At 69.7% G+C, this 24,127-nt stretch carries 19 protein-coding genes and 1 pseudogene; 12 read left to right on the top strand and 8 right to left on the bottom strand.

What is annotated here, in order from left to right:
- Positions 1 to 136: 136 nt before the first annotated feature.
- From PIJ49_RS09385 to PIJ49_RS09365, 5 genes are all read left to right on the top strand, one after another.
- Positions 137 to 2,239, top strand: a complete 2,103-nt coding sequence (locus PIJ49_RS09385; RefSeq protein WP_271826430.1) for a nuclease-related domain-containing DEAD/DEAH box helicase — start codon at positions 137 to 139, stop codon at positions 2,237 to 2,239.
- Positions 2,236 to 10,230, top strand: coding sequence for an anti-phage protein ProA (gene proA, locus PIJ49_RS09380; RefSeq protein ID WP_271826429.1), 7,995 nt, complete (start codon positions 2,236 to 2,238; stop codon positions 10,228 to 10,230). The genes PIJ49_RS09385 and proA overlap by 4 nt, the downstream gene beginning before the upstream one ends.
- A gap of 62 nt (positions 10,231 to 10,292) precedes the next feature.
- Entirely contained in the window at positions 10,293 to 12,212 is a 1,920-nt protein-coding gene (locus PIJ49_RS09375; RefSeq protein ID WP_271826428.1) for a hypothetical protein, read from the top strand.
- Between the two features lie 189 nt (positions 12,213 to 12,401).
- Positions 12,402 to 12,551, top strand: coding sequence for a hypothetical protein (locus tag PIJ49_RS09370; protein WP_271826427.1), 150 nt, complete (start codon positions 12,402 to 12,404; stop codon positions 12,549 to 12,551).
- A 14-nt stretch (positions 12,552 to 12,565) separates the two neighbouring features.
- Positions 12,566 to 12,751, top strand: a complete 186-nt coding sequence (locus PIJ49_RS09365) for a hypothetical protein (RefSeq protein ID WP_271826426.1) — start codon at positions 12,566 to 12,568, stop codon at positions 12,749 to 12,751.
- Between the two features lie 111 nt (positions 12,752 to 12,862).
- On the opposite strand, the gene PIJ49_RS09360 is transcribed toward PIJ49_RS09365, so the two are convergent.
- Positions 12,863 to 13,843, bottom strand: coding sequence for an AraC family transcriptional regulator (locus tag PIJ49_RS09360; RefSeq protein ID WP_271826425.1), 981 nt, complete (start codon positions 13,841 to 13,843; stop codon positions 12,863 to 12,865).
- Positions 13,844 to 13,965: 122 nt separating this feature from the next.
- On the opposite strand from PIJ49_RS09360, the pseudogene PIJ49_RS09355 reads away from it, so the two are divergent.
- Positions 13,966 to 14,739, top strand: a pseudogene (locus PIJ49_RS09355) (SDR family NAD(P)-dependent oxidoreductase).
- A gap of 82 nt (positions 14,740 to 14,821) precedes the next feature.
- Here PIJ49_RS09355 and PIJ49_RS09350 read toward each other — a convergent pair.
- Positions 14,822 to 15,325, bottom strand: coding sequence for a hypothetical protein (locus PIJ49_RS09350; protein WP_271826424.1), 504 nt, complete (start codon positions 15,323 to 15,325; stop codon positions 14,822 to 14,824).
- 66 nt (positions 15,326 to 15,391) lie between these two features.
- Between PIJ49_RS09350 and PIJ49_RS09345 the strand changes: the two genes are divergently transcribed.
- Both PIJ49_RS09345 and PIJ49_RS09340 read left to right on the top strand, forming a co-directional pair.
- Positions 15,392 to 15,784, top strand: coding sequence for an LPXTG cell wall anchor domain-containing protein (locus tag PIJ49_RS09345; protein ID WP_209683247.1), 393 nt, complete (start codon positions 15,392 to 15,394; stop codon positions 15,782 to 15,784).
- A 148-nt stretch (positions 15,785 to 15,932) separates the two neighbouring features.
- Positions 15,933 to 16,319, top strand: a complete 387-nt coding sequence (locus tag PIJ49_RS09340) for a hypothetical protein (protein ID WP_209683250.1) — start codon at positions 15,933 to 15,935, stop codon at positions 16,317 to 16,319.
- A 39-nt stretch (positions 16,320 to 16,358) separates the two neighbouring features.
- Here PIJ49_RS09340 and PIJ49_RS09335 read toward each other — a convergent pair whose 3' ends face one another.
- Entirely contained in the window at positions 16,359 to 16,574 is a 216-nt protein-coding gene (locus tag PIJ49_RS09335) for a DUF1653 domain-containing protein (RefSeq protein WP_271826423.1), read from the bottom strand.
- A gap of 219 nt (positions 16,575 to 16,793) precedes the next feature.
- Here PIJ49_RS09335 and PIJ49_RS09330 point away from each other — a divergent pair, with 219 nt between their 5' ends.
- The 3 genes from PIJ49_RS09330 (at position 16,794) to vsr (ending at position 18,671) form a co-directional block, all read left to right on the top strand.
- Positions 16,794 to 17,546: a hypothetical protein gene (locus PIJ49_RS09330; protein ID WP_209683253.1), complete on the top strand. Its 753-nt coding sequence runs from the start codon at positions 16,794 to 16,796 to the stop codon at positions 17,544 to 17,546.
- A 50-nt stretch (positions 17,547 to 17,596) separates the two neighbouring features.
- Positions 17,597 to 18,118, top strand: coding sequence for a hypothetical protein (locus PIJ49_RS09325; RefSeq protein WP_209683256.1), 522 nt, complete (start codon positions 17,597 to 17,599; stop codon positions 18,116 to 18,118).
- A 103-nt stretch (positions 18,119 to 18,221) separates the two neighbouring features.
- A complete protein-coding gene (vsr, locus tag PIJ49_RS09320) occupies positions 18,222 to 18,671 on the top strand; it encodes a DNA mismatch endonuclease Vsr (RefSeq protein WP_271826422.1) in 450 nt (149 codons plus the stop codon).
- 28 nt (positions 18,672 to 18,699) lie between these two features.
- Here vsr and PIJ49_RS09315 read toward each other — a convergent pair whose 3' ends face one another.
- From PIJ49_RS09315 to PIJ49_RS09295, 5 genes are all read right to left on the bottom strand, one after another.
- Entirely contained in the window at positions 18,700 to 19,344 is a 645-nt protein-coding gene (locus tag PIJ49_RS09315) for an ABC transporter ATP-binding protein (protein ID WP_209683259.1), read from the bottom strand.
- A complete protein-coding gene (locus PIJ49_RS09310; RefSeq protein WP_271826421.1) occupies positions 19,338 to 21,224 on the bottom strand; it encodes a hypothetical protein in 1,887 nt (628 codons plus the stop codon). Before PIJ49_RS09310 ends, PIJ49_RS09315 begins: the two co-directional genes overlap by 7 nt.
- 29 nt (positions 21,225 to 21,253) lie before the next feature.
- On the bottom strand, positions 21,254 to 21,439 hold the full coding sequence (locus PIJ49_RS09305) for a lactococcin 972 family bacteriocin (RefSeq protein WP_209683265.1): 186 nt from the start codon (positions 21,437 to 21,439) through the stop codon (positions 21,254 to 21,256).
- 223 nt (positions 21,440 to 21,662) lie between these two features.
- Positions 21,663 to 22,595, bottom strand: coding sequence for an NADP-dependent oxidoreductase (locus PIJ49_RS09300; RefSeq protein WP_209683268.1), 933 nt, complete (start codon positions 22,593 to 22,595; stop codon positions 21,663 to 21,665).
- Positions 22,596 to 22,669: 74 nt separating this feature from the next.
- The gene (locus tag PIJ49_RS09295; RefSeq protein ID WP_271826420.1) at positions 22,670 to 23,488 is read right to left on the bottom strand and encodes a hypothetical protein; all 819 of its coding nucleotides are present in this window, start codon (positions 23,486 to 23,488) and stop codon (positions 22,670 to 22,672) included.
- Between the two features lie 106 nt (positions 23,489 to 23,594).
- Between PIJ49_RS09295 and PIJ49_RS09290 the strand changes: the two genes are divergently transcribed.
- On the top strand, positions 23,595 to 24,059 hold the full coding sequence (locus PIJ49_RS09290; protein WP_209683273.1) for a hypothetical protein: 465 nt from the start codon (positions 23,595 to 23,597) through the stop codon (positions 24,057 to 24,059).
- Positions 24,060 to 24,127: the final 68 nt, after the last annotated feature.

Genomic DNA, 24,127 nt, shown 5'->3' with positions numbered 1-24,127 from the left:
AGAACGGCCCGACCGTGCTCGGTACTCACGGCATCTGCGCCCCGAACGGGTACTGCCGCTCCTGCTCACAGCCCACGAGGATGATTCAGCACCGCGCGCCCAGGGGAAGACGCCCGGTGCCACGAGCAAGATCCCCGTGGGAACCACCATGACCCTCGCCGGAGAATCGGCAGGCACCGAAGCCCGCCGCCAACGAGGCCTCGCAGCCGAACACCGCCGCCGCGCCCACGATGCCGAGCAACAAGCTGCCCGTTTCGAGATCGCCGAACGCACCGAGAGCGAGACCGCCCGCGTCCTCGCCCCACTCGCCGGCATCGGCTACCACCTCCTCGCCGACCGCCGCTGGCCCGGCAGCCGCAACGCCCAGGTCGACATGGTCGTCGTCGGCCGCTCCGGCGTCTTCATCGTCGACACGAAGGCGTGGCGCGACGTCGCCGTCCACAACGACCGGATCACCCGCGGCCAGGAGGACGTCACCGACGACATCGCCCGCCTCGCCGACCTCGCCTACAGCACCGAGGCCGCCCTCGTGGACATCGGTCTCGCACCCGGCGAGGTTCACGCGGTCGCCGCACTCGCCGGTCAGAAGATGATGCACGCCAGGGTCGCCTCCGTCGACATCGTCGGCGTACACGACCTGATCGGACACGTCACGAAGCGCGGCGCACGGCTCTCCGCGAAGCGCGTCAACGAGGTCCTCGCCACGCTCCTCGAGCACTTCCCCGTCATCGGCGAGGCACCGGCGGCACCGCAGCAGCTCGTCGTCCCCGCCCCGGTCCTCCCCCGTGAGCCGGCGCCGACGCTCGACGACGAAACAGTCGACCACCTCCTCGACGGCGTTCTCGAAGCACCCATCGAGGACTGGATGGCCTTCCTCGACCCCGCTCAGGCCAAGCTCGTCCGCCGCAACTTCAACGGCCCCGCTCGCATCCGCGGCGCCGCCGGCACCGGCAAGACCGTGGTCGGCCTGCACCGCGCCGCCTACCTCGCGCGCGCCACCGGTGGTCGCGTCCTCTTCACCACGTACATCCGCACCCTGCCGAAGGTCCTCGAGGCACTCCTCGAACGCCTCGCACCCGACATGGTCGGTCGCGTCGACTTCATGGGCGTCCACGCGATCGCGTCTCGCCTCCTGAAGGAACGCGGCATCGCGTTCCGCGCTCCTGGCCGGGAGGCCCAGTTTGCGTTCGACGACGCGTGGAACGCAATCCGCGCCTCCAGTCCGTTGCGGTCGTCGCGATTCTCGCGCTCGTACTGGGAAGACGAGATCAAGCACGTCATCAAGGGCCGCGGCCTGACGCGGTTCGACGAGTATGCGGACCTGGCGCGCGTCGGGCGCAGACACGCGCTCCCGCTGGAGACGCGACAGGCCGTCTGGGACCTGTACGAGGCGTACACGCGAGGGCTGCGCGACCGCCGCGTGCACGATTGGGAGGACATCGTGTTGCTCGCCCTCGACGCGCTGCGCGCGGTGCCGCTCGAGCGATACGACGCGGTCATCGTGGACGAGGCGCAGGACCTGTCGTGCGCGATGGTCGCGCTGGTGCACCAGCTCGTGGGCGACCGCGCGGACGGGCTGACGCTCATCGGCGACGGGCAGCAGACGATCTACCCCGGCGGGTACACGCTCGGCGAGGTCGGCATCAACCTGTCGGGGCGAGGCGTGGTGCTCGACGTCAACCACCGGAACACCGCCGAGATCCTCGAGTTCGCGAGGGAGATGGTGGCGGACGACCAGTTCGTGGACATCGAGGGTGTCGACGGGGTCGGGGACGCGGTGTCCGACGTCTCGCGTTCCGGTGCTGCTCCGACGATGACGCACTTCAGCAGTCGTGCGGATCACGATAGGGCGATGCTCGACCGGCTGACCGAGGTCCTCCGGCTCGTCGGGACCGGTCACGGTGACATCGGCATCCTCACGGCGACGAACCGGCAGGCGAACGACGTCGTCGAGGCGCTCGGGCGAGCCGGTGTCCCGACCGTCTCCCTGCAGGAGTACGCGGGTCGGACCTCCGACGCGGTTCGCGTGGGGACCGTGAAGCGGGCGAAGGGGCTCGAGTTCAAACAGGTGCTGCTCGCACACGTCGACCCCCGGCTGCTCGATGCTGCCCCGGCCGAGCCATCGGAGACCGAACGGGAGCGGCGGGAGCGTGGTCGCCAGGAGCTCTACGTCGGCATGACACGAGCACGGGACGGCTTGTGGGTGGGTGTCCGCACCGGAACGGGGAGCAACCGATGACCAGCAAGGGTTTCGCAGTGGTCGACCTCGAGACGACGGGGCTGTCTCCCAAGACAGGCCACCGAGTGATCGAGATCGCCGTCGTCCTCGTCGACGAACGCGGGCGGATCGAGCGCGAGTTCGAGACAGTCGTCAACCCGAACCGAGACCTCGGGCCCACGCACATCCACCGTCTCCGCGGAGCGGACGTCATCGGTGCGCCGACGTTCGCTGACATTGTCGGCGACCTGACCGACCTCTTTCAGGGACGGACGCTCGTCGCCCACAACGTACGCTTCGAAGTCTCCTTCCTGCAGGCGGAGTTCGCTCGCGCCGGCGCGCCGTTCCCGTGCACGACGGACAACTCGGTGTGCACGATGCGACTCGCGAGCACTTTCCTGCCCGGTGCCGCGCGGAACCTCGCCGACTGCTGCTCCGCGTTCGACATCGACCTGGTCGACGCGCACGAAGCACTCGCAGACGCCCGCGCGACCGCTCGGCTCCTCGGCGCCTACATGCAGGACCCCGCGGAGGACCGGCGGCGCTGGGATGAACGTCTCGAGACCGGCGTGACACTCACCTGGGGACGCCCCCGAGCGAGTGGACCGAAGTGGCTGCCCCGACGCCGCGCCTCGGCCGCCCCAGCCACGAGCGCGATGGACCGCGCGGTCGAATTCCTGCCGGCGAGCACCGACCACACCGAACAGGAGTACCTCGCTCTCGTCGACCGTGCCGTCGCGGACGGGTTCCTCACCATCGACGAATCAAGCGCGCTCGACGATCTCGCCGAACACCTCGCGATGCCGGCGGATCAGCGTGCCCGACTTCACCAGGAGTACGTGCACACACTCGCCCACGCCGCACTGCGCGACGGCGTGCTCGATCCCTCCGAACGGGCGCAAGTCGACCGTGTGGCCGAGCTGCTGCGGGTCCCGTCCGACGTCGTGCGGGCGGCGCTCGCAGGGTCCGCTGGTAGCCCGACGCAGTTCGGCACACCGGCCGCTGAGCGGCCGCTGCAGCTCGACGCAGCGACGATCGTCGTGCTGACGGGCGAGATGCGTCGCCCCCGAGCGGACATCGAAGGCGAGCTGCGCGCGCTCGGTGTCACCGTAGGCGCGGCGGTGACGAAGAAGACGACCCTGCTCGTCGCGGCAGACCCGGACAGCCTGAGCGGCAAGGCGAGGAAGGCGCGGCAGTACGGCGTCCCGATGATCGACGAGGCGACGCTCGACTCAGCGCTTCTTTCGGCCCGTGCCAGTGATGACGGCGGCTCATGGCAAGGTGAGTCGGTGTCGGCGGGGGTTTCCGTACAACCGTCGGCTGCTCCGGAGGCGCCGTTCACCGAACCGCGCTCACGACCTGCACGAGAGGACGCTGCGATGACGAACGGCCCCGAGGACGTCGAGTACGTCGGAGCAGCGCTACGAGTCGCGGTCGCCGGCCTGCAGCCGTTCGTCAGTGACGTCCTGCAGCCCCGCATCTCGTCCGGAGCGCGGTGGCCCCAACTCATTCAGCTGCTCGACCAGCAGAAGCACGGCCGGTCGAACACCCAGTACGACGAACACGACCTGCAGGTCGTCCTCCGTGCCCTGACCGAGAAGTTGCCGCAGCTCGGGTTCCCCTTCGACCTCGACCACAACGGGCGACGACTCGCAGGCGAGCTGCGCGATGTCCGGAACCGGTGGGCACACAACGCCGTCTTCGACGAAGCAGACACCTACCGGGCCCTCGACACGACCGTGCGTCTCCTCGAGGCCGTGGGAGCCGATGAGCGAGCAGCGGAGGCGACGGAGCTCCGGCGGACGTTCCAGTCGTCAATGGCCGAGCGGACCGCGACGCGCACGAACACCGCGTCCGTGGAAGCAACGCACGCAGCTTCGGCAACCGACTCGGCCTCGGCCGCCTCGGCATCGGGCGCGGCAGGTACGGCGACGAGGTCCACGGAACTCGTGATCGAGTGTGCTCCGCTCATCAGCTACGCGATGGCGCACAACCGGATCGCGGTGGTGAACGCCGTCCGCATCAGACACGACGGCGCGAACGTTCGAGACGCGCGGCTCACGATCGAGGTCTCCTCAGCTGGGCTCTCGCTCGGCGAGCCGAGGGAGCACTTCTTCGACCTGGCGCCGCAGTCCGAGATCGAGAAGCACGATCTCGGGTTCCGGCTCGATCCGGCAGTCACCGCGACGGTGGAGGCCGCTCGTCCTGCCGTCGTCACGGCCACGCTTCGCGACGGCGACGAGCTTCTCGCCACAACCGCCGCTGAGGTCCACCTCGTTGCCGCCCACCAGTGGGTCGACGGCGGCACCCAGCTGTCGGAGGAGATGCTCGCGGCGCACGTGCAGCCGAACCATCCGGCGCTGACCTCGCTCCTCGACGAGGCGTCGACGATCCTGGCGGCCGAGACGGGGCGAGGAAGCCTGAGCGGCTACCAGGAGGGGCCTGAGCGCGTCGATGAGACGGTCGCTGCGATCGTACGAGCGATGCGCGACCGCCAGGTCCGCTACAGCATGCCGCCCGCGAGCTGGGCCGGCGCGGGCCAGCAGGTGAGGACCCCGGCAGAAGTGCTCGAAGGCCGATTCGGCACCTGTCTCGACACGACGGTGGTGCTGGCTGCTGCGCTGGAGTGGGCAGGGATCCGCCCGCTGCTGATCGTCATGCGCCGGCACGCCTTCCTCGCCTACACGCGCTTCGACACGCCGATGCCGTCACTCGTCTCCCCCGGGGTCACGCTGAAGAACCTGGTCGACATCGGGGCCGTGACCCCTATCGAGACCACGATGCTCACCACGGACGGCTCGGCGGCTTCGCTCGCCGACGTGATCGCTGCCGGGGCACGTCACCTGTCGGAGGAGCTCCACGACATCCAGGGTGTCGTCGACGTCTTCCTCGCACGCCGGAGCGAGATCCTCCCGTTGCCGGCGCGGACCGTCACCGAGGACGGAGAGGTGCGAGTCGTCGAGTACCAAGTCGAGCACGCGCGTCTCGCTGAGTACGTCCCAGCGGACTCCGGTGCAGCGACCGAGTCCGCAGAGGACTCCACGCCCCCTCGCGTGAAGCAGTGGAAGAACAACCTGCTCGACCTGAGCCTGCGGAACCGCTTGATCAACTTCACGGACCGGGCCCGCTTCGAGCTGTACCTGGCGTCGAACGGACTCGCCGAGTTCGAGGACTACCTGAACTCCGGTAGGCCCTTCACGATCCGGGCTTCGAACGACCTCCCCGAGGTGCTCCTGCAACGCGGCGTGCGGTCAGCAGCGTCCCTCCCCGACGATGACAAGACCGAGCTGTTCCGAGGCAACAAGACGGTCTACGGGGACGTCTCCGTCGACCGCTACTCACGCCACTTTCAGACGCTCGCGCACAAGGCGAAGACCGTCGTCGAGGAGACCGGATCCAACAACCTGTACGTCGCACTCGGGTCGATGGTCTGGACGGTCAAGAGCAAGCAGGTCCGTTCCCCGCTCATCCTCGTGCCCGTCACGCTGAAGGCCAGGACGCGCGGCGGCGCGTACGAGGTCGTCCTCGACGAATCCGGTATGTCCACTCCGAACTACTGCCTCCTCGAGAAGATCTGGGCAGAGCATCGCATCCGGATCCCTGCGCTCGCCGACCCGAAGTCCGACGCGTCGGGTATCGACGTGGAGCAGGTCTTGGCGGGCACGCGAGCGGCGATCATCCGTGCCGGCATCGACGCCGTCGTCGAACCCACGGTCGACCTCGCCATCCTGCAGTTCGCGAAGTTCCGCCTCTGGAAGGACCTCGACGAGAACTGGGCGGCTCTGTCGACCAATCCGCTCGTGCAGCACCTGATCGAGTCACCGACCGAGCGCTTCGTCGGCGACCAGGTCGACCTCGAACATGCCTCGGCCGGGACGGACGAGCTCGACGAGCTGTTGTCCGACCTCCCTGTGCCGGCTGACTCCTCGCAACTCGAGGCGGTCGCTGCTGCGATGGCCGGGCGCACGTTCGTGCTCGAGGGCCCGCCCGGTACGGGGAAGTCGCAGACCATCACAAACCTGCTTGCGAAGTCGATCGCCGATGGCAGGCGCGTGCTGTTCGTCGCAGAGAAGCGCGCCGCCCTCCAGGTCGTTCAACGACGACTCGACGCGGTCGGACTCGCGCCCTTCACCCTCGACCTGCACGACAAGGGAGCAAAGCCCGCTGAGGTGCGCGCTCGTCTCCGGGAGGCGCTCGCGCAACGGCCGCGGGTCGACCACGAAGCGGTGGTCCGCACCGGCGACGCAGTCTCGCAGAACCGCCGTGGCCTCAGCAGGTACGCCCGGAGGCTGCATGAGACGAACGAGTCTGGTCGCTCGTTCTACATGGCACGCAACTCGGAGCTCGCGACCGCCGACATCACAAGGACGCTCGAGATCCCGGTCGACGTCGCGGCACGCATCACGGAGTCGGACATCAACTCGATCCGTCGAGCACTCAGAGAAGCGCCGGACGTCGCACTGCGGGCGCGCCCGGTCGCCGATCACCCATGGGCCTTCGCCTCGGCCGGTACCGATCCTGAAGTCCTGCGTGCCCGCGCCGTCGAGTTCGATCGTGTGGTCGACATGGTTCCGGCGCGCGACGACCCGACGCTCGGCTCCTACGCCGAAGCCCTGACCAATGCCACGAGGCCAGAGCACTTCCGAGCCCTTGCCTCGATCGTCGAGGCACCGCCCGTCGCCGCGGCCGTGCTCACCGAAGCCGGGACGCAGCGGTGGCGTGATGCGACAGCCGCCGTTCAGGACCAGGTCCACACGTTCTCGCAGCGCTACGCCGACGTGCTCGCCGTGATCCGCCCGGAATCGCTTCGAACGGATCTCGCTGCGATTGCCAGGGAGGCCGCCACCGCCGCGACGTCGAGCATCTTCGGTCGCAAGAAACGCCTTCAGAGTGTTGCCGACGAAGTCGTTCCGTACACGGTTCCGGGTGTGGTCATCGATCCGGATCGGCTCGTGGCACTGACGGCGCGGGCGGCGGACATGCAGCAGGCTGCTCGGGACCTCGCCAGCAGCATCGCGGTGATCCCGGGTCTCGTCATCCGCGCGGGATGGAGTCCGCTCGACCAGGACGCCCGTGCTTCGCTCGCGACCGAAGTCCGGTGGTTGAGCTGGCTGGCCGATGTGACCGGCGGTACGAGCGAGGATGCGGAAGGCCGACGGTTCCGTCGAGCGTTGTTCGCCTACGCGACCCGTTCCGGTGCTCCGCAGCCCGAGCTCCGCGACCAGGTCGTCGCGTTCTCATCCGCTCTCGAAGTGCTCGCCTCGAGCGCGGCGTGGCTTTCCTGGCTCGGTGAAGAGCTGCCGATCCTCCGTTGGAACGCGACCCGCGACGGCCGTTCGGGAGCATCTCGTGACGGGTGCACTCCCGAGGCTTGGACGGACTGGCTGTCCGTCCTCGAGCCGCTCTGCGCCGCGGGACTGCACGACGCGTACGAGGTGCTGCTCACCGGCTCCCAGGGATCCGAGGACGCGCTCGAGGCTTTCGACCGGGGGCTCGCGACCGCGATGCGACTTGAACGGGCACGCGCCACGGGGCTCGACCAGTTCGACCCTGCCTCCCACGAACACAAGATCGGACGGTACGTCGACGCCGCTCGTGATCTGCGGGAGCACCTCCCGCGCGTCATTCCCGAGAAGGTCGTCACCCGGCGGACGTTCAACGAGACCACCGCGTCCGGCGGCGCCGGGCAGTTCCTCGCCGAGGTGCGCTCGTCGAAGGTGCGCAAGCTCATGCCGGTCCGCGAGCTCATGTCGCGATACGGCCAGTACGTGACCGAACTGACCCCCTGCGTCCTGGTGAGCCCCGACTCAGTCGCACGGTTCTTCGAAGCGACACCGGGCCTGTTCGACCTCGTCGTCTTCGACGAAGCCTCCCAAGTACGGGTGGCGGATGCGATCGGTGCCATGGGGCGGGCGAAGGCGGTGGTCGTGGTCGGTGACTCGAAGCAGATGCCACCGACCTCGTTCGCGGAGACCTCGATCGACGACTCGGACGACGACGAGAACGGCGCTGCCGAACAGGTGGCGGTCGACGAGGAGTCGATCCTCGCCCAGTGTGTGCAGGCCCGCGTGGACCGTTTCCAGTTGACCTGGCACTACCGCAGCCAGGACGAGTCGCTCATCGCGTTCAGCAACCGGTACTACTACGACGACCAGCTCACGTCCTTCCCCGCACCTGCTCTTGGTGAGGCATCCGCAGGCGTCGACGGTCATGGGGTGTCCCTCCGACGTGTCGGCGGCCAGTTCATGCGCGCAGGGCAGGAAGGTACGACCCGACAGAACCTCCGGACGAACCCGGTCGAGGCCCGTGCGATCGTCGCGGAGATCCAGCGACGATTCGCGGCCTCGCCCGACCTCGTCCCGTCGCTCGGTGTAGTGACCTTCAACGCGCAGCAGCGGTCCCTGGTGGAGGAGCTCCTGCGTGCGCTCGAAGACCCACGCATCAACGAGGCGCTCGATTCGGCCGTGGACGGCTTGTTCGTGAAGAACCTCGAGAACGTGCAGGGGGACGAGCGCGACACGATCCTGTTCTCCACCGCCTTCAGCAAGAATTCAAGAGGCGTCCTCCCGCTCAACTTCGGGCCGCTCACGAGCCCTGGCGGTGAGCGGAGACTGAACGTGGCAGTGACCCGTGCACGACGGCAGGTGGTGCTGTTCTCCAGTTTCGACCCGCAGGACCTCCGCGCTGACGAGACGACCTCGTTGGGCATCAAGCACCTGCGCGCTTACCTCGAGCTGGCACAGCGCGGTGCCCGAGCAGCCCTCGGCGTACGGGACGACACCATCTTGACGGACCGGCACCGCGACGAGATCGCCTCGGAGCTGGTTGCGCGCGGGCTCGCCGTCCAGACGGACGTGGGACTGTCCGATTTCAAGGTCGACATCGCTGTGGCCCACCCGTCGAACCCGACGGAGCCGCTGCTCGCAGTGTTGCTCGACACCCCCGCCTGGGCAGCACGCGCTACGGTCGCTGACCGGGACGCACTCCCGCTGGAGGTCCTCAAGAACCTGATGCACTGGCCGAGCGTCCGGCGGGTGTGGATGCCGCAGTGGCTGACGGACCACGGCGTCGTGGTCGACTCGATCGTCGACTCGCTGCAGAAGGCACATGAGGAGCGGGTCGTTGCCGCTGATGCGACAACCGCCGTTTCGACGGCGATCGACGACGTGCTCGACGAGCTGCCAGGGGCGTTGGCGTCCTCGGAAGATCCGAACGGGTCCACGGTTGACCACTCGCTCCCGGTGTCGCCGATCGACTTCGCAGCCCGGACAGACCTCTTCGAACCAACTCCCGAGCCCTCGGATGACCCAGTCGACGTCCGCCTCGACGCTCGCGCGGGGGGCGGAGGCCGCGATGAGCCAGGCACGTCGCGCTTGCACGTCTCCCCTGCCTCGCAGGTCGAGCAAGACGCCTTCACTCGTGAAGTGGCCGCAATCGGAGAGGTCGAGCGGTTCCGTCCGTGGTCGCAGGCTGATCTGTACGGGGACGTCTCCGTCCTCGACGCGATCGATCTCCCGCAGAACGCTGCTCGTGTCCAAGCGCTGTTGGTCGAGGTGGTCCAGGCGGAAGGGCCGATCGCCGAGGAGCGTTTGGTGCGCATGGTGGCGAACTCGTTCGGCCTGGATCGTGTGCACGCAGCTCGGGCGCAGGCGATCTCGGCGCTCGTGCCACCCATGTTGCGCTGGAGTGCGCTGGAGCGCTTCGTCTGGCCGATCGGCGTCGACCCCGAAGGCTGGTCGGGCTTCCGGGCATCCACTCCTCAGGACTCCCGGCCAGTCGAGGTCGTCGCGCTCCGGGAGATCGGCAACGCGATGGTCCACCTGATCCGTCACGGCGGGCCTCGGTCCGAGACGTCACTCTTGCGCGAGACGCTCGCGCTCTTCGGTGGAACGAGGATGACGCAGAACGTCAGCGACCGTATGACGATGGCGTTGATGGTTGCGCTGACCTCGCAGCGAGTTGCTCGGACTGCTCAAGGCGATGTCGACCTGGGCCGGATCGCGGACCGATGAGGAAAAACTCGGCAACGCAGGAAGTCTCTGGGAGCGCCGGCGCGTCAGCCGCGCAGGCAGCAGTGCTCGACCACGCAGTCGGCTACCGGGCAGTGCTTCGTCTACCAGAGGACGTCTCTGCGCTGGACTTGTCCGATGAGGAGCTGCGGCAGTGGCTGCGCTCCAAGCATCGCTCAAAGCGCCGCGGAACTCTCGAATCTGCGGACTGGGACGGCGAAGGCGACGTCCGGCTCGGGAAGAGTGCAGTTGTATCGGTCACCATCGACGACGATGCTCACGGAGCCCGGAGGCGCCTGACGCGTTTCGTCGAGACCAACGATCGTGGTACCTGGCTCATCTCGGTGTTCGCGTTGTCGTCGCGGTCGAACGGCGAGGCGGTGGTGATCGAGGCGGGCATGCTCGACGTTGAGCCGGAGCGAGCGATACGAGACGTCGCACCTCCTCGCATCATCCGGAACCTCCTCGCTCGGACCGTCGTGCGCGACGGGGCGGCTCACCTCACATCGGCGCCAGTCCGTGTCGATGTTGATGACGTCGCAGCGCTCGTGGCCGTGATCAAGGACGCAGAACGCCGAGTACCGGTGGTCGTGGCAACCTCGCTGAGCCGCGACACGGACGAGGTCTGGCAACGGACGATCGCCGACTTGACCGCGATGAGCGTCGGCGTGGCTGCCACGTACGTCGTGACAGATGCTGCCGCTGTTGCTCTCGCTGCAATGCTCCCGCCGTCACATCGTGTCCCACCGGGACGGGTCCGCACCTTCGTGACGGACGTCGACCTCGGACTTCCCGCCGACGGTGCTCGACACCGTGTCCTCGGCCCGGCGACTTTTGCTCGCTCGATACGTGGCGGCCGAGTGGCTTTGCCCCTCCAGTCTTTGCACGCGGAAGGCATCCGAAAGCACTTCCTCGGCCACGAACTCCCGAAGGACGTTCGACGTGGGATGCGCCTGCTCATCGACGCCGAAAGTCGGAGGATTCGGGACGCTCGGATCAGTACGATCGTCGCGGAGCGCGGCGAGACAACACTCGCGACGGGCGGGGCCGTCGAGACGCGCTCGGTCACGGACACGGGGACGACCGAGGCGACGGTCAGTTCTTCCGTTGAGTCGCGAGAACCCGGCGCCCTCTCCATCGGGCTGAAAGACCGGGTTGCCCGATTCGTGCGACGCTGGCTCGGTGCCTCGAACTTGGAGGACGGCCACTTCGATGCTCTGGATTCGCTCCTCGCGAAGGCCGCGGGCGAGAAGTCAGCCTACGAACAGCTGTTTGCTGAAGCCGGCGCTCGGGAGACGCGGCTCGCCGATCAGCTTCTCGCACTCAACGAGCGCATCGATGAGCTCGAGTTGGTAGCCGCCAGCGAAGCGCAAGACGCGCTTGACCTAAGGCGGGAACGGGATTGGCTCCGCACTTCGATGACCAGCGAGCAGCGTGCCGCCCTGGCGATCGTGCCGGATGATAGCGCCTGGGCGGGTCCCGAAAGCGTGAGGGAGCTGGTTGCGCGGCTGACGCCCGGTGATGAAGAACACGCGGCGTTTGCGAGAGTTCAGTTCACCGGCAACGACGCTGGTCCCCTGTCCGTCGACGAGCGAGATCCCATCGGGCGCTACGCTTCCGCGCTGTGGTTGTACGTTCGCGTTCTTCACGATTACGCCGAGGCGAAGGCGGGCGGCTGGAGCGGGAACATGCACATGTACCTCACCAATGACGATGGACCGATGGGAACCCGATGCCCACGTGATCGTCACGCCTCGACGGAGAGTGATTCAGTTCTGCAGAACAAGGGTTGGCGTCAAGAACGCATCTTCACCATCCCGGACTCCGCGGGCACCCTGGTCCCCAAGGAGATGTTCGCGCACTTCAGACCAACACATCGCGACACGTTCGCTCCGCGCATGCACTACTTCGATGACACGGACCGGAGTGGCAAGGTGTTCATCGGCTACATCGGCCCGCACCTCACGAACACGAAAACCAACTAGCGCGCGCTCGCGGATGGCAAGCACGCCATGATCTTTCCGCGAAGGACACGGACCCGTTGTCCGAAGCACGGCGCGGATCGCCACACTGAAGCTGACGAATCCCGCCGCGAGCGCCCGCGATGCCGCCCACAACTCCGCCACCCGCCGATGCTGGCTCGCGAGGCGCAGACCTCAGAGGACTTCGCTGCGGTGAGCGAGACGGCGACCGCGACGGCTCAGGCGATCGAAGTGTCGGACTCGAAGCTGATCGCACAGGTGCTGACGGAGGAGCGGGAGCGGCTGGCGCTGGCCCACAACCGCATACGCGGCGCGCTGGCCACTCTTCGCAACGCTTCGTGAAGGTACTTGCGAGCATGCGGGACGCCAACTCTCGCGACGTCGATACCGACGAGTGCTTCTGGCTCTCCGGACCGAAGCGCGACCGCACCGACGCCCGGTACGGCCACTGCGCCCCCCCCCCCACCGTCGACGACGACGCCCGCGCCGACTACGAGGCGTTCCTTGACGGCGCCCCGCTCCCCGGCCGCGAACACGGCTGACCTTCGAACAAGCGTGGTCGCAGAGCGACGGGGTCCACCGACCACCCACCGGGCGGGAGTCACCCCACCACCCGCCCCCCGCCTCCAGTCTGCCCCGCCGATCCGGCGCGACTACACCGCCGTTGCCAGCGCGAGCTGCGCTCTCACCACCACCGCGTCCGCCGCCGGCGGCCTCCCGTACGCCTCCCGGTAGTCCCGCGAGAAGTGCGACGCACTCCGGAACCCCACCACAGCAGCAGCCCGCGCCGCCGTGTCTCCGTGCACCACCATCCGCCGCCGCGCCTCCCCCAACCGCGTCCGCTTGAGGTACTGCGCCGGCGTCATCCCCGTCGCCTCCTTGAACCGCGCGAACAACGTCGACTCGCTGACCCGGAGCTCTCGCGCGAGCCGCTCCATCGACCACCCCTCGGCCATCCGTCCGGTGAGCAGCGCCGTCGCTCCGGCGACCACCGAGGGCCCGGTCCCGTCGAGCGCCGCCGTGATCCGCGGTGCCTGTTCCGTCTGGAGCAACCGCAGCACGATCTCCCGGGACACGAGCGGGAAGAGCACGGGGATGTCCTCCGGCGCGTCGAGCAACCCGACCAGCCGGGCGAACGCGTCGGCGAGCGGCGCCGTCCAACTCCCCAAGCGTGGCAACGACGACACCGCACCGGACGGCGACGAACCCGGAGCAACCGCAGCCGCAACACCAGCCGGCGCCGTCATCGAGGCGACGACCTCCCCGACCACCGCCGGGTCGAGCCGCCACACCACGGCGACGAAGCCGTCCTCCCCCGCCGCGTCCACGACACCGGCGACGACCGGCAGGTCCACCGGCGTGATGATGAACCGCTCGCGCCCCCACACCTGGTCGTCGTCCCCGACGATCGAGCGCTTCCGCCCACGCAGCACGACCGACAACGACGGCTCGTACCGCCGGTCGAACAACCCGGTCGGCTCGTACACCTTCGACACCGTCAGCCCGAGCGTCTTCGCGTGGTGCGCCGACCCGACACGGGCAACCGAGCCCTGCCGATCCCGCCCCGGAACCGCTGCGTACGCGGACGCGGTCGCCGCCGCACGGTCGAGGTGCTGCGCGATCCGCTCGTCCACACCGCCACGCTACCCACGCGTCGAAAACCGCGACAGCCCGCGCAGGCGCCGCTGCAGGATCCGGCAAGGTCCTCGTGGATCCGGGCAAGCCGCGGCCACCGGACGCGCCGGACCATCGACCCATGACCACCGTACCGAACGACCAGACCACACCCCGCACCGCCCTCGTCACCGGCGCCTCGAGCGGCATCGGCGAGGCCATCGCCCGCGAACTCGCCGCCGCCGGCCTGACCGTCGCCGTCCACGGCCGCGACGAGCAGCGCACCCGCGCCGTCGCCGAGGACATCGAGCGCCAGGGCGGTCGCGCCGTCGCCCTCACCGCCGACCTGTCGCAGGGCCCCGACGTCGTGCGCGCTCTCGCCGCCGAGGCCCGCGACCAGCTCGGCGGCCACGTCGACGTCCTCGTCAACAACGCCGGCGTGTACCCGGGAGGCCCGACCGAGTCCCTCAACGACGACACCGTCGATGCCCTCCTCGCCACGAACATCCGCGCACCCCACGTCCTCGTCGCGGCCGTCGCCCCCGGCATGGCATAGCGCGGCAGCGGCCACATCGTCAACATCGGTTCGTGGATGGCCCGCGTCGGTGTCCCCTTCATGGCCCTCTACCCCGCCACGAAGGCCGCCGTCGAACAGCTCACCCGCGCCTGGGCCGCCGAGTACGGCCACCGCGGCATCCGCGTCGTCACCGTCGCCCCGGGAGCGACGGCGACCCCGGGCAACGCCGACTCGGCCGACGTCCTCGCCGCGATGACGAAGGGCACCCCGGCAGGCGTCCCGGTGCAGCCGGTCGACATCGCCCGCGCCGTCCGCTGGGTGGTCTCCGACCAAGCCACATTCGTCACCGGCGGCACCATCGACGTCGACGGCGGCATCGCCTCCACGCGGATGAGCTGACCGCAGCCGAGCGGCTGACGAAACCACGTGACGGACGGGAGGCGCGGTGCCCGCTGGCACCGCGCCTCCCGTCCGTCACCGCTCAGGTCGCCGCGCGATCGCCACCGTCGGTCTGAAGGGGTACGAGCCACGGCTCGATCCGGACGAGCTGCTCCCAACCCGCCCCGAACACGGCGTCGATCTCCTCGACCGGCAGCGGGAACAGCGTGCCGACGAACGCCTCCCACCCGTGCGCGCCGAGCTCGCCCGCTCGCACCTCGTAGGGCTGCCACTCCTCCGGCACGAGCTCGAGACGGTCCATCGCGTCATCTCGCCGATCGGCCACGACCGCCTTGGCCGGCACGGAGGTCCGGGCCGCCTGTCGGAACCGCACGGCCCGCCCGATCGACCCGCCGTCGGGAACAGGATGCACGAGCTCGATCTCAGCGGAGACCCTGCCATTGCGAATCAGCGGTAGGCCTGGTGTCTCGTCATCGATGGTCGCGAACCACGTCTGCGGAGGAGCATCGGCATCTCGTCGCGCGACACCACCGGTCGGCTCAGCGACGAGAACGCCCTCGCGACGAACGACGAACACCTCTCCCACGTACCGACTCATCAGACCCCATTGTTGCCGGAGGGTGCACGGGCACCAAGAGACGATGGCATATTGATGTTTCAACTGCGAGTCAGTACAAATGAGAACGACGCCGCGGCCGACGGCCACGGCTCGACGACCGACCACCAGGAGACCCCCATGCAGCCCTTGCGCCTCACCTTCGTCGTCGCAGCATCGATGGTCGGCAGTGTCGTGACACTCGCTGCTGCAGCGATCGTGATGACAGCCCTCGCTGCGATCACCGGTGCACCTACCAGCGTTCCCGGTCTCATCACCGCCACGCCCGGCGACGGGCCCACGCTCGCGACGGCGTCGACGGGCGATGCCACCACGGTCTGGTTCATCGCCGTCACGCTCGCGTTCGTCACGGCCGACCTGCTCGTGATCCGGCGGCGTCGAAGCAGGACAAGTCGCGATGCTGCAACGAAGGCACGAAGTCACTCCTGAGCACGGCGGAGGCCACAACTCGATGAACGCTCTCCAGAGACACGGAGCGACGGCACTCGTCGTCGCCGCTGCGCTTCTCACGGGCGGCTGCGCGGGCCAGCCGGGAACTCCACAGACCACACCGACCATCACTCGATCGGAATCGCGCATGACCCCGGACGAAGTTCGCAGCGAGAGCCTGACGATCGTCGAGAAGCTCCGCGCACTGGATGAAGCGGCCCTACCGGAGCTGCGGCAGCCGGCCGCGACCGAGTGCGGACCACGCTCCGACGAAGGAGTGCAGTTCAGCTGGTCGGTCGAAGGCGCGTCACCCTCCGACCCGCAGGACTACATCGACCGCGCCGAAGCCGTGCTCAAGGAGAACGGCTACTCCACGCACCGGACCACGACCTCGCTGAACGACGGCCGACCCCTGCACTACCTCGGCGCCGACGGCGACGGACGCCCGAAGATCGGGTTGGGCTCCAGCGCCCTGAACACCGTCCTTCAGCTCTCGTCGGACTGCGCCGACGGCAACGCCAGCGACTTCGGGTGAGTGTGGCACCGGTGCACTCGTCCTAGGGTCGACCCGCGCTCAGTCGAGTCGGACGAACCGCGGCCCCTCGTACCCGTCCCGCGACACGTGCGCCGTGAAGTCAGCGAGCGACCGCACCCAGTGCCCCCGCTCCCCGTACAGCGCCTGGTACACGACGACCGGCTCCTCGGTCTCGACGTCCTTCGCCACCAGGACCACCTCGTACTCCCCGCCCTTGAAGTGCCGGTACCGTCCGGGCATCACGTCGCTGCTCACCCGCACGATCGTAGGGCTCCTCGCGGGCGCCGCCAGCCGTCGAGGGGTGACCACCCGTCGGACGGGAGGCACGCTGCAGTCCGCCACCGCGCCTCCCGTCCGCCACACGGTCACGTCCGATCCGACAGACCAGCACCGCCGGTCCTGCTTGACTGGACACACCAGGGGAACAACGGCGGGCGCTGCGCGCCGCAGCTCGACAGCACGAGGGGGAACGACATGGCCACGCTCAGCACCCGCGAGCGAGACCGTCGCGGCGGACGCATCGTGCTCGCCGTCATCGCGCTCATCGCCGCGGCCGTCTCGGTATGGCTGCACTTCCACACGGGCACGATCCGCCCGTCGGCGTTCTGGGTGCCGACGCTCGTCGGGCTGGCGTACGGAAGCGTCGTGTGGCCGATCGGTCAACGCCGCAGCTCCGGGTGGTGGCCCGATCTCGTGTGGGTCGGATTCCTCGGCGTCTTCTTCGTCCTGCTCGCGACCAAGACGTTCTCCGCGCCGGCATGGTTCCTCGCCGTCCTCTTCGGGGCGCTGCTCACCGAGGCCGTCCACCCAGCGAAGCGTGCCGCACCGTCCGCGGTCGCGAAGCTCCCCCTCGACCAGGTCCGCCCCTGGTCCGGCTCCGGCGTCACCGCGGCGGTGACCGAGCGCCCCTTCGGGCAGCCGCACGCGAAGCCAGCCGTCCTCGTGACCACACAGGACGGCAGCACCGTCTTCCTCGTGATGGACCTCGCAGCGTTCTTCGACGGCGAGACCGGCATCGCGGAGTCCGCGAACGGGGAACAGCTGACGTTCCTCTCGCGCAAGGGTGTGGCGCCGAGGTCGTCCGTGCTCGACGATGCGACGCCGGGGCTGGCAGACGGGACGCTGTTCCTCTTCACCGGCCGACAGGACGCCCGGCCGTCCGCCGTGTTCAGCAACGAGGACGCGCTCGCCTTCGAGCAGTGGGTCCGGACGATCCCGGAGGACTGAGGGGGCGAGCGGAGGACCCGTTCGGTACGGTGGCCCTCGGAGGGGGAACGATGAGCGACAGCATCAACACGTGGGGTGGCACGGAGGCGAAGGCGGACGGCGAGCCGCTGTTCGTCGTCCAGCGGCCGAGGTTCCCCCAGCAGATCCTCATCGTGCTCGGCGGAGCCGCAGTCGTCTTCGGGCTGCTCGGAACCGTGATCGAGCAGTTGGTCGTCCCGGGCGCGGACAGCACCGCGTTCGTGCTGATCGGCCTGGTGGGTGCCTTGTTCCTCCTGATCGGTCTCGCACTGGCAGCCGGACGCGTGACCGTGTTCGACCGGCACTACCTCGTGAAGTCCGGCTTCGGGAAGGCCCGTCGTCGCGAGGTCGACGACATCCACGTGCTCCGGTACGGGACGCAGTCGGCCGGCGGTGGGCCGACCTTCATCAGCCTGACCGCGTGGAACGACCGCAAGAAGAAGCAGTGCACGGTCTTCACGAACTTCCGCGGGTACGACGAGTTCACGGCGTGGTTGGCGGAGCGGCGGCCCGAGCAGTGGACGGAGTGCGAGCGGCTCGGGCTACCCGAGTGAGCAGCGGCCTCGGTCGTTCCTGCACAGCCGGCAAGCGGCACACCTCCCCCACATCGTCGTCGTCCGCGACCACGATCACGCCTCGGCACGACAGGCTCGAGTGGTGGAACAGTGGGAAGCCGACGACGCACGCCGTCGCCACATGGCCCGCTTCGGCAGGCGTGACACGGCACCCGAGCTCGCACTGCGCCGGGAGCTGCACCGCCGGGGCCGTCGGTTCTTCGTCGACCGGCAGGTGAGCCGCCGGTGCCGTGTCCGCCCGGACCTCGTGTTCCCACGCGCCCGGATCGCGGTCTTCGTCGACGGCTGCTTCTGGCACCACTGCGAGGAGCACACGCACCTGCCGAAGGCGAACGCCGAGCTGTGGCGCCGGAAGCTGCTGGCGAACCGGCAGCGCGACGCCCGGAACCAGGCGATCCTGACGTCTGAGGGCTGGCGGGTCCTCCGCTCGTGGGAGCACGACGATCCCGCAGCGGTCGCAGATCGCGTCGAGGACGAGCTCGACCGCTGGGCCGCCATCGTCGGCCGACCGGAAGGGCGGGGACGAGAGTGACGAGTGGCTGTGCTCCGACCGACGGGCGTCAGAGGGCGATCCGACCGCCTGCCCACGCCTGCATCGTGGCATCGTGCGTCGCCACCACGATCGCGCTCCCCGCACTCCGGAGCTGCTCGAGTGCGTCCCGCACCAGCGCCGCGCTCATCTCGTCGAGCGAGGCCGTCGGCTCGTCCGCGAGCACCAGCAACGGCCGTTGTACGAGCACCCGCGCGGCGGCGACCCGCTGCTGCTCCCCACCGCTGAGGAACCCCGCCCGCATCCGGAGGCGGCCCCCGAGCCCCACCGCGTTCGCCGCCTCCTGGACCCGCTCGTCGCGCTCACGCCGAGGGACACCGCTCGGCCGCACGACGCCGAGGTTCTGCTCGATCGTCCACTGCGGCACGACCGCGTGGTCCTGCACGACGAACCCGACGCGGTCCCGCCGCATCAGCCGCCGGGCGCGACGAACACTCCGGTGCACGTCCTCGCCCCGCAACCGGACAGCCCCTCGCAACGGGGTCTGCAGTCCGCCGAGGCATCGGAGCAGCGTGCTCTTCCCCTGCCCCGACGGTCCGAGGACTGCGACGGCGTCCCCCGGACGGACGGACAGGGACAGCTCGTCCCACAACTTCCGGGGCCCGATGTCGAACCCCAGTCCGTCGACTTCGAGCACCGGCGCTCCGATCACCATGTCTTCCTCCACGCTTCCGCTCGACGCGTCGGCATCACGGCGGACACCACGCCGAGCAACACGAGGGCTCCCGCTCCGCTGGCGACGCCTGCGGTGAGGATCACGTCCCCACGAGCTCCCGACAACGCACTCGTCACCGCGGCGGTGGTCAGGGCTGTGCCGCTCGCGCCGACGAGGAACCACCGGTGCCGGACCAGCGGGTGCCGTCCGACCAGGTACTGCACGCGCCCGAGTCGAGCAGTGCGGACGCGGTGTTCACCCACGAGCGAGATCGCTGCGAGCACGAGGGCCGACAACGCAGCACCGACGGCCAGCAGCAGCGTGTGGCGCTCGGTCCGGAGTTCTCCGAGTTGCCGTTCCACGCGGGCCCCCACGCGGTCGACCTGCAGGACGATGTCCGCGAGCCCGGCAGCTCGCAGCTGGCGTTCGAGAGCCGCACGGTCGGCGAAGCGCACCTCGCCGTTCGCGACGCCGGTCCCGACCTGGTTCGGTGCGAGGTCCTTCGGGTCGGGAACGACCAACACGGGGATGTCCGGCCACGTCGGCAGCAGCGGTTCGATCCCGTTCGTCCAGAGGATCGCGGACTCGGTGACGGCTGCGGTCGAGCGCACCGGTCGGATCCGGATGTCGAGTGGTCGCGGAGGCTGACGTCCTTCCACCTGCCAACCGGTTGCGATGTCCGCCGCTGCCGCATCGCGGAGCGCGTCGCTCTCGCTGGCGAGGGCATCGGGCACGAGCAGGAGTGGTTGCCCGTGCGGAGGGAGGCCGCCCGGCACGAGTGCACGCAGGGACGCGCTGGCGTCGCCGACCAGTGTGAACCGATCCGTGAAGGAGGAGTAGGCCATGCTGGCGTCCCCTCGCGCGAGTGCTCCGGTCGCGATGGCCCCCAACGCCTGGTCCTGCTCGAGGGTCGTCGACGCTGTCCCGAGCACGACGTCGTCCCCGTGCGCAGCTTCGGCGACCAGGATCCGTTCGGCCTCGGCGGTGGTCCGCTGACGGTCCTGCAGGCACTGCACGTCGGCGACGGCCACGATGACGAGCGACATGCCGGCGGCGGCGACGAGGACCATCGGCCATCGAGCCTCCGCAGCGCGGTGGGTCGCGGCAGCGCTCAGCAGGGCGCAGCCGACGTGCAGCACGAGGGCGGCCAGCAACGCCGCGAGGACGCACACCACGACGACGACCGTCGTGAACCGGAGCGCCGGAGCGCCGGCCCCGTGCACCGCGAGCGCCACCGGCGGACCGACGCATGCTGCGGTCGCCACCGGGCCCGCCAGGCGACCGAGGTCCAGGGCTTCCGCGCAGGCCACGCTCCCTCCGGACCAGCCCGCTCGCAAGCGAAGGTCCTGCCGTCCGGCACGGCGTCTCGACTCGGCGACGAGCGCGATCCCCAGTCCGAGCAGGACGGCGACCGCGACGAGCGCGATGGTCGGCCGTGCCAGGACCACGACGAGCGCCTCGACCGGAGCGGGCGTCGTGTCGACCGTCGTGTACCCGGCCTGCCGCAGCTCCTCGGTGAACCGTCGGACCGACCGTCCGTCGCCCTCGACCGCCATCGGACCGAGCAGGTCGAGCGTGCCACCGTCACCGATCGGCCGTGTGCTGATCGCCGCGCCGATCCCGGGTTGCGTTGCCGGCCCCCGGAACGTGTAGGCGGTCCACACCCCGGGCCGTCCGTCACGATCCGGAACCAGGAGCGAGACTCGCACCCCGGAACGCTCAGCCGCAGCGGTGATGTCCCGGATGTGTTCGACCTTCGTCTCGCCGACCGGCAGCTCAGCGAGCTCGAGCGTCGCCCGCCCGGCGAGGAGCCCGAGTGCCTCGACCTCGCCGACGACGGACACCGCGAGCACTGCCGACAGCGCGAGGACGGCTGCCACCGCCAGGACGGTGGCAGCCGCGAAGTTCCTCATCCGCGGCGGGCCCAGAACGCCTGGTTCCCGGAGACCGACTTCGGCCGGTGGGCGTACGCGACCTTCGTCGGTGGCTGCCATGCCGATCGGGTCACGACGCCGTGCGACTTCACCGATGCACGGTGCGTGGATCCGTTGTGCTGGTAGACCGAGTGCACCTCGGAGACCACCTTCTTCCCCACGCTTGCTCATCCTCCACTTCCGACGGGCTCCCGTCAGGAGCGCCACCGTAGCAACCGGAACACCGCGGGTCACGCATGGTATATCAAGCTGGTGCGAGGAGAACGGACGGGAGGCGGGGGGGCCGCCCGCCCCCCGCCCCCCCCCCCCCCCCCCGCCGCCGCCCCGCCCCCCCCCCCCCCCCCCCCCCCCCGTCCGTCATCCGGTCGCGACCGCGACCCGCACTCACCAGGTGAGCACGAACCGCCCCCGCGTCCCGCCGACCTCGAGCCGCTCGTGCGCCTCCGCAGCGCGCGACGCGGGCAGCACCTCGGCGACCCGCGGCACGAGCACCCCGTCCTCCACCGCCTGCCGCAGCTCCTCGAGCAGGTCGAACGACGTGTACTCGGAGAACACCATGATCCGCTCGAACCGGATCCCGCGAGCACCGTTGCCCTCCCAGCCCCGCACGTCCGCGAAGAACCCGCCGTCGCGCACCGCGTCGACGACCTCGTCCCGCTGCACCGCGGCATCGGCGAGCGCGTCGACGCCGTCCGGCACGATGCCGCGCACGGCTGCGGCGAAACCGTCCCCGCGGCGCACCATGTGGTCCGGCCCGAGGGACCGCACGAGGTCCTCGTCCTTCGGCGCTGCGTCGGCGATGACCGTGATGCCCCGCTGCTTCGCGAGCTGCACGACGTAGTTGCCGAGCAGCCCCGCGGATCCGGTCACGGCGAGTGTGTCGCCCTGCGAGAGCTCCGCGCGGGCGAGGATCTGCAACGCGGTCAGGCCGTTCATCGGGACGGTCGCGGCTTCCTCGATCGACAGCCCCGCCGGGATCCGTGTGAAGGACCCGACCGGCGCGACGAGGTGCTCCACGTAGGCGCCGCCGTGCTCGGAGAGCGGCAGGGCCATCGCCATCACCTGGTCCCCGACCTGCCAGCCCTCGACGTCGTCGCCGACCTCGTCGATGACGCCGGCGGCGTCCATGCCCGGCACGTACGGCGGCGAGGCCTCGGACGAGTCACGCTGCCCTGCGCGCACGCCGGTGTCCGTGGGGTTCACGGCGAACGCCTGCACCCTGATGCGGACGGTGCCGGAGCCGGCGTGGGGCTCCGGGACCTCGTGGACGGCGAGGGCTTCGGGCCCTCCGAACGTTTCGACTCCGACGACCTTCATGTCCCCCGGTCTACCCGCCCCCGGGTCCGTGGACTCAGCGGACGTTGCAGGAGCGAACAACCGCTCGGGTACCGTCAGCCGCCCGTGTCGACCAGGCAGGGCGATCCGAGTTCGACGCGGTCAGCGCTGTACAGGTCGACGGAGACCCCCTGGTCACGGTCGAGCATCACGACGCCCCCGCCCATGAACCGGGTGCCGACCGCGAAGCCCTCGGCCTGCAGGAACCGGACCGCCGGTGCGACGGCAGCCTTCGTCTGCTCGGGCGTCCCAGCCGGGTCGTCGGCGTCGGGACCACGCCAGGAGTAGTGGACCAGGACGCCGTCGTCGGAGTTGTCGAGCCGACACGGCCGGACGTCGACGCTGACCTGGTCGTCGGTCGGTGCCTCGTGTCCGAGCGCGTCGACGACCCGTCCTCCGAGCTCGACGAGTCCGGCTTCCGCCTGCTCGGGCGTCCGGCTGGTCTCGAGTGCGGTCGGCGGTGCTGCCCGTCGTGCTGCGTCAGCCTGCGCCTCGCCCACGGACAGCAGTGCGAAGGGCACCATCGTCAGCATCGCGACCGCGCCGAGCGCCCCGCAGACGGCGATGCCGGCAGCGGCCCCGGTCCGCCCTCGCTTCGCGGCGATCACCAGGGAGACGATCGCGGTCGCCGGGACGAGCACCGCGATGAGTCCACCGGTGACGAACGCCGCGGCGAGGCCCTGCACGGTGGCCCGCTGCTCGACCGTCGGCGCCGCCGTCGTCGCGATCGCGTACACGATGACGAGGCTCCCGACCACGAACGCCAGGATGCTCCCCGCGATCCACGCACCGCTCGGCGCCCGTCGCGACGGGTGGTCCGATTGCCCGGTCCCGGCTGGCTCCTCGGTGCCGGCCGGCTGTCCCGCGTCGTTCATCCGTCCCCCTCGCTCGTCGAGCGCCCCGCCTCCACGCTACCGAGGGATCGGCGCTCCGGCCGCGCTCCCAGACTGCACCGCCAAGCTCGAGCAGAGGGGGGTCCACATGCACGAACACCGCCGCCACTGGCCGTGGCCCGTCGTCCTGCTCGCCGGCGCGCTGATCGGCGCCGCCGAACCGTTCGGCATCATCGGTGAGGCCTGGATCGCCGACCCGACCGTCGACGAGCCGATCGTGACCCCGACCGACTGGTGGCCGCCGGACTCGTCGTTCCTCGGCCTGCTCGCCGTGCTCGGTGTCCCCCTCGGAGCAGTCCTCGGCGTCCTGGTCGCGGCGACGCTGTTCGCGCTCGCCCGGGTCGTCGACGATGCGCTCGGTGTCCTGCCCGCGGCCGTGGTCTGCGGTGTGCTCGCGGCGGGTGTGGCCGGGTTCCTGGGCCTGCCCCTCGCCGCCGTGGTGCAGCCGCCGCCGGTGACGATGCCCTTCGTCCTCACCGCCGCAGGTCTCGCCGGCTTCCTCCTGACCGCGGGGGCGCTGGGGACCCTCCGCCGCCCCGTCGCGAACGACTGACCACGCTGAGCCGATCGCCACCGCTCAGTGCCACGCTGCATCGCCACGACCACCGCGACCGGCAACGA

Origin of the sequence: Curtobacterium uvaldense (assembly GCF_028307415.1) — a bacterium.
GTDB lineage: Bacteria > Actinomycetota > Actinomycetes > Actinomycetales > Microbacteriaceae > Curtobacterium.
The sequence above is the reverse complement of the archived record's forward strand: the minus strand, read 5'-3'. Positions and strand labels throughout refer to the sequence as shown.

Bases quoted from the DNA above. Each gene is read 5' to 3' on its own strand.
- PIJ49_RS09325 (WP_209683256.1), top strand. From the start codon at position 17,597: ATGAGCGACAGCATCAACACGTGGGGTGGCACGGAGGCGAAGGCGGAC.
- PIJ49_RS09300 (WP_209683268.1), bottom strand. From the start codon at position 22,595: ATGAAGGTCGTCGGAGTCGAAACGTTCGGAGGGCCCGAAGCCCTCGCC.
- PIJ49_RS09315 (WP_209683259.1), bottom strand. From the start codon at position 19,344: ATGGTGATCGGAGCGCCGGTGCTCGAAGTCGACGGACTGGGGTTCGAC.
- PIJ49_RS09295 (WP_271826420.1), bottom strand. From the start codon at position 23,488: ATGAACGACGCGGGACAGCCGGCCGGCACCGAGGAGCCAGCCGGGACC.
- PIJ49_RS09365 (WP_271826426.1), top strand. From the start codon at position 12,566: ATGCGGGACGCCAACTCTCGCGACGTCGATACCGACGAGTGCTTCTGG.
- proA (WP_271826429.1), top strand. From the start codon at position 2,236: ATGACCAGCAAGGGTTTCGCAGTGGTCGACCTCGAGACGACGGGGCTG.
- PIJ49_RS09290 (WP_209683273.1), top strand. From the start codon at position 23,595: ATGCACGAACACCGCCGCCACTGGCCGTGGCCCGTCGTCCTGCTCGCC.
- PIJ49_RS09340 (WP_209683250.1), top strand. From the start codon at position 15,933: ATGACCCCGGACGAAGTTCGCAGCGAGAGCCTGACGATCGTCGAGAAG.
- PIJ49_RS09345 (WP_209683247.1), top strand. From the start codon at position 15,392: ATGTTTCAACTGCGAGTCAGTACAAATGAGAACGACGCCGCGGCCGAC.
- PIJ49_RS09330 (WP_209683253.1), top strand. From the start codon at position 16,794: ATGGCCACGCTCAGCACCCGCGAGCGAGACCGTCGCGGCGGACGCATC.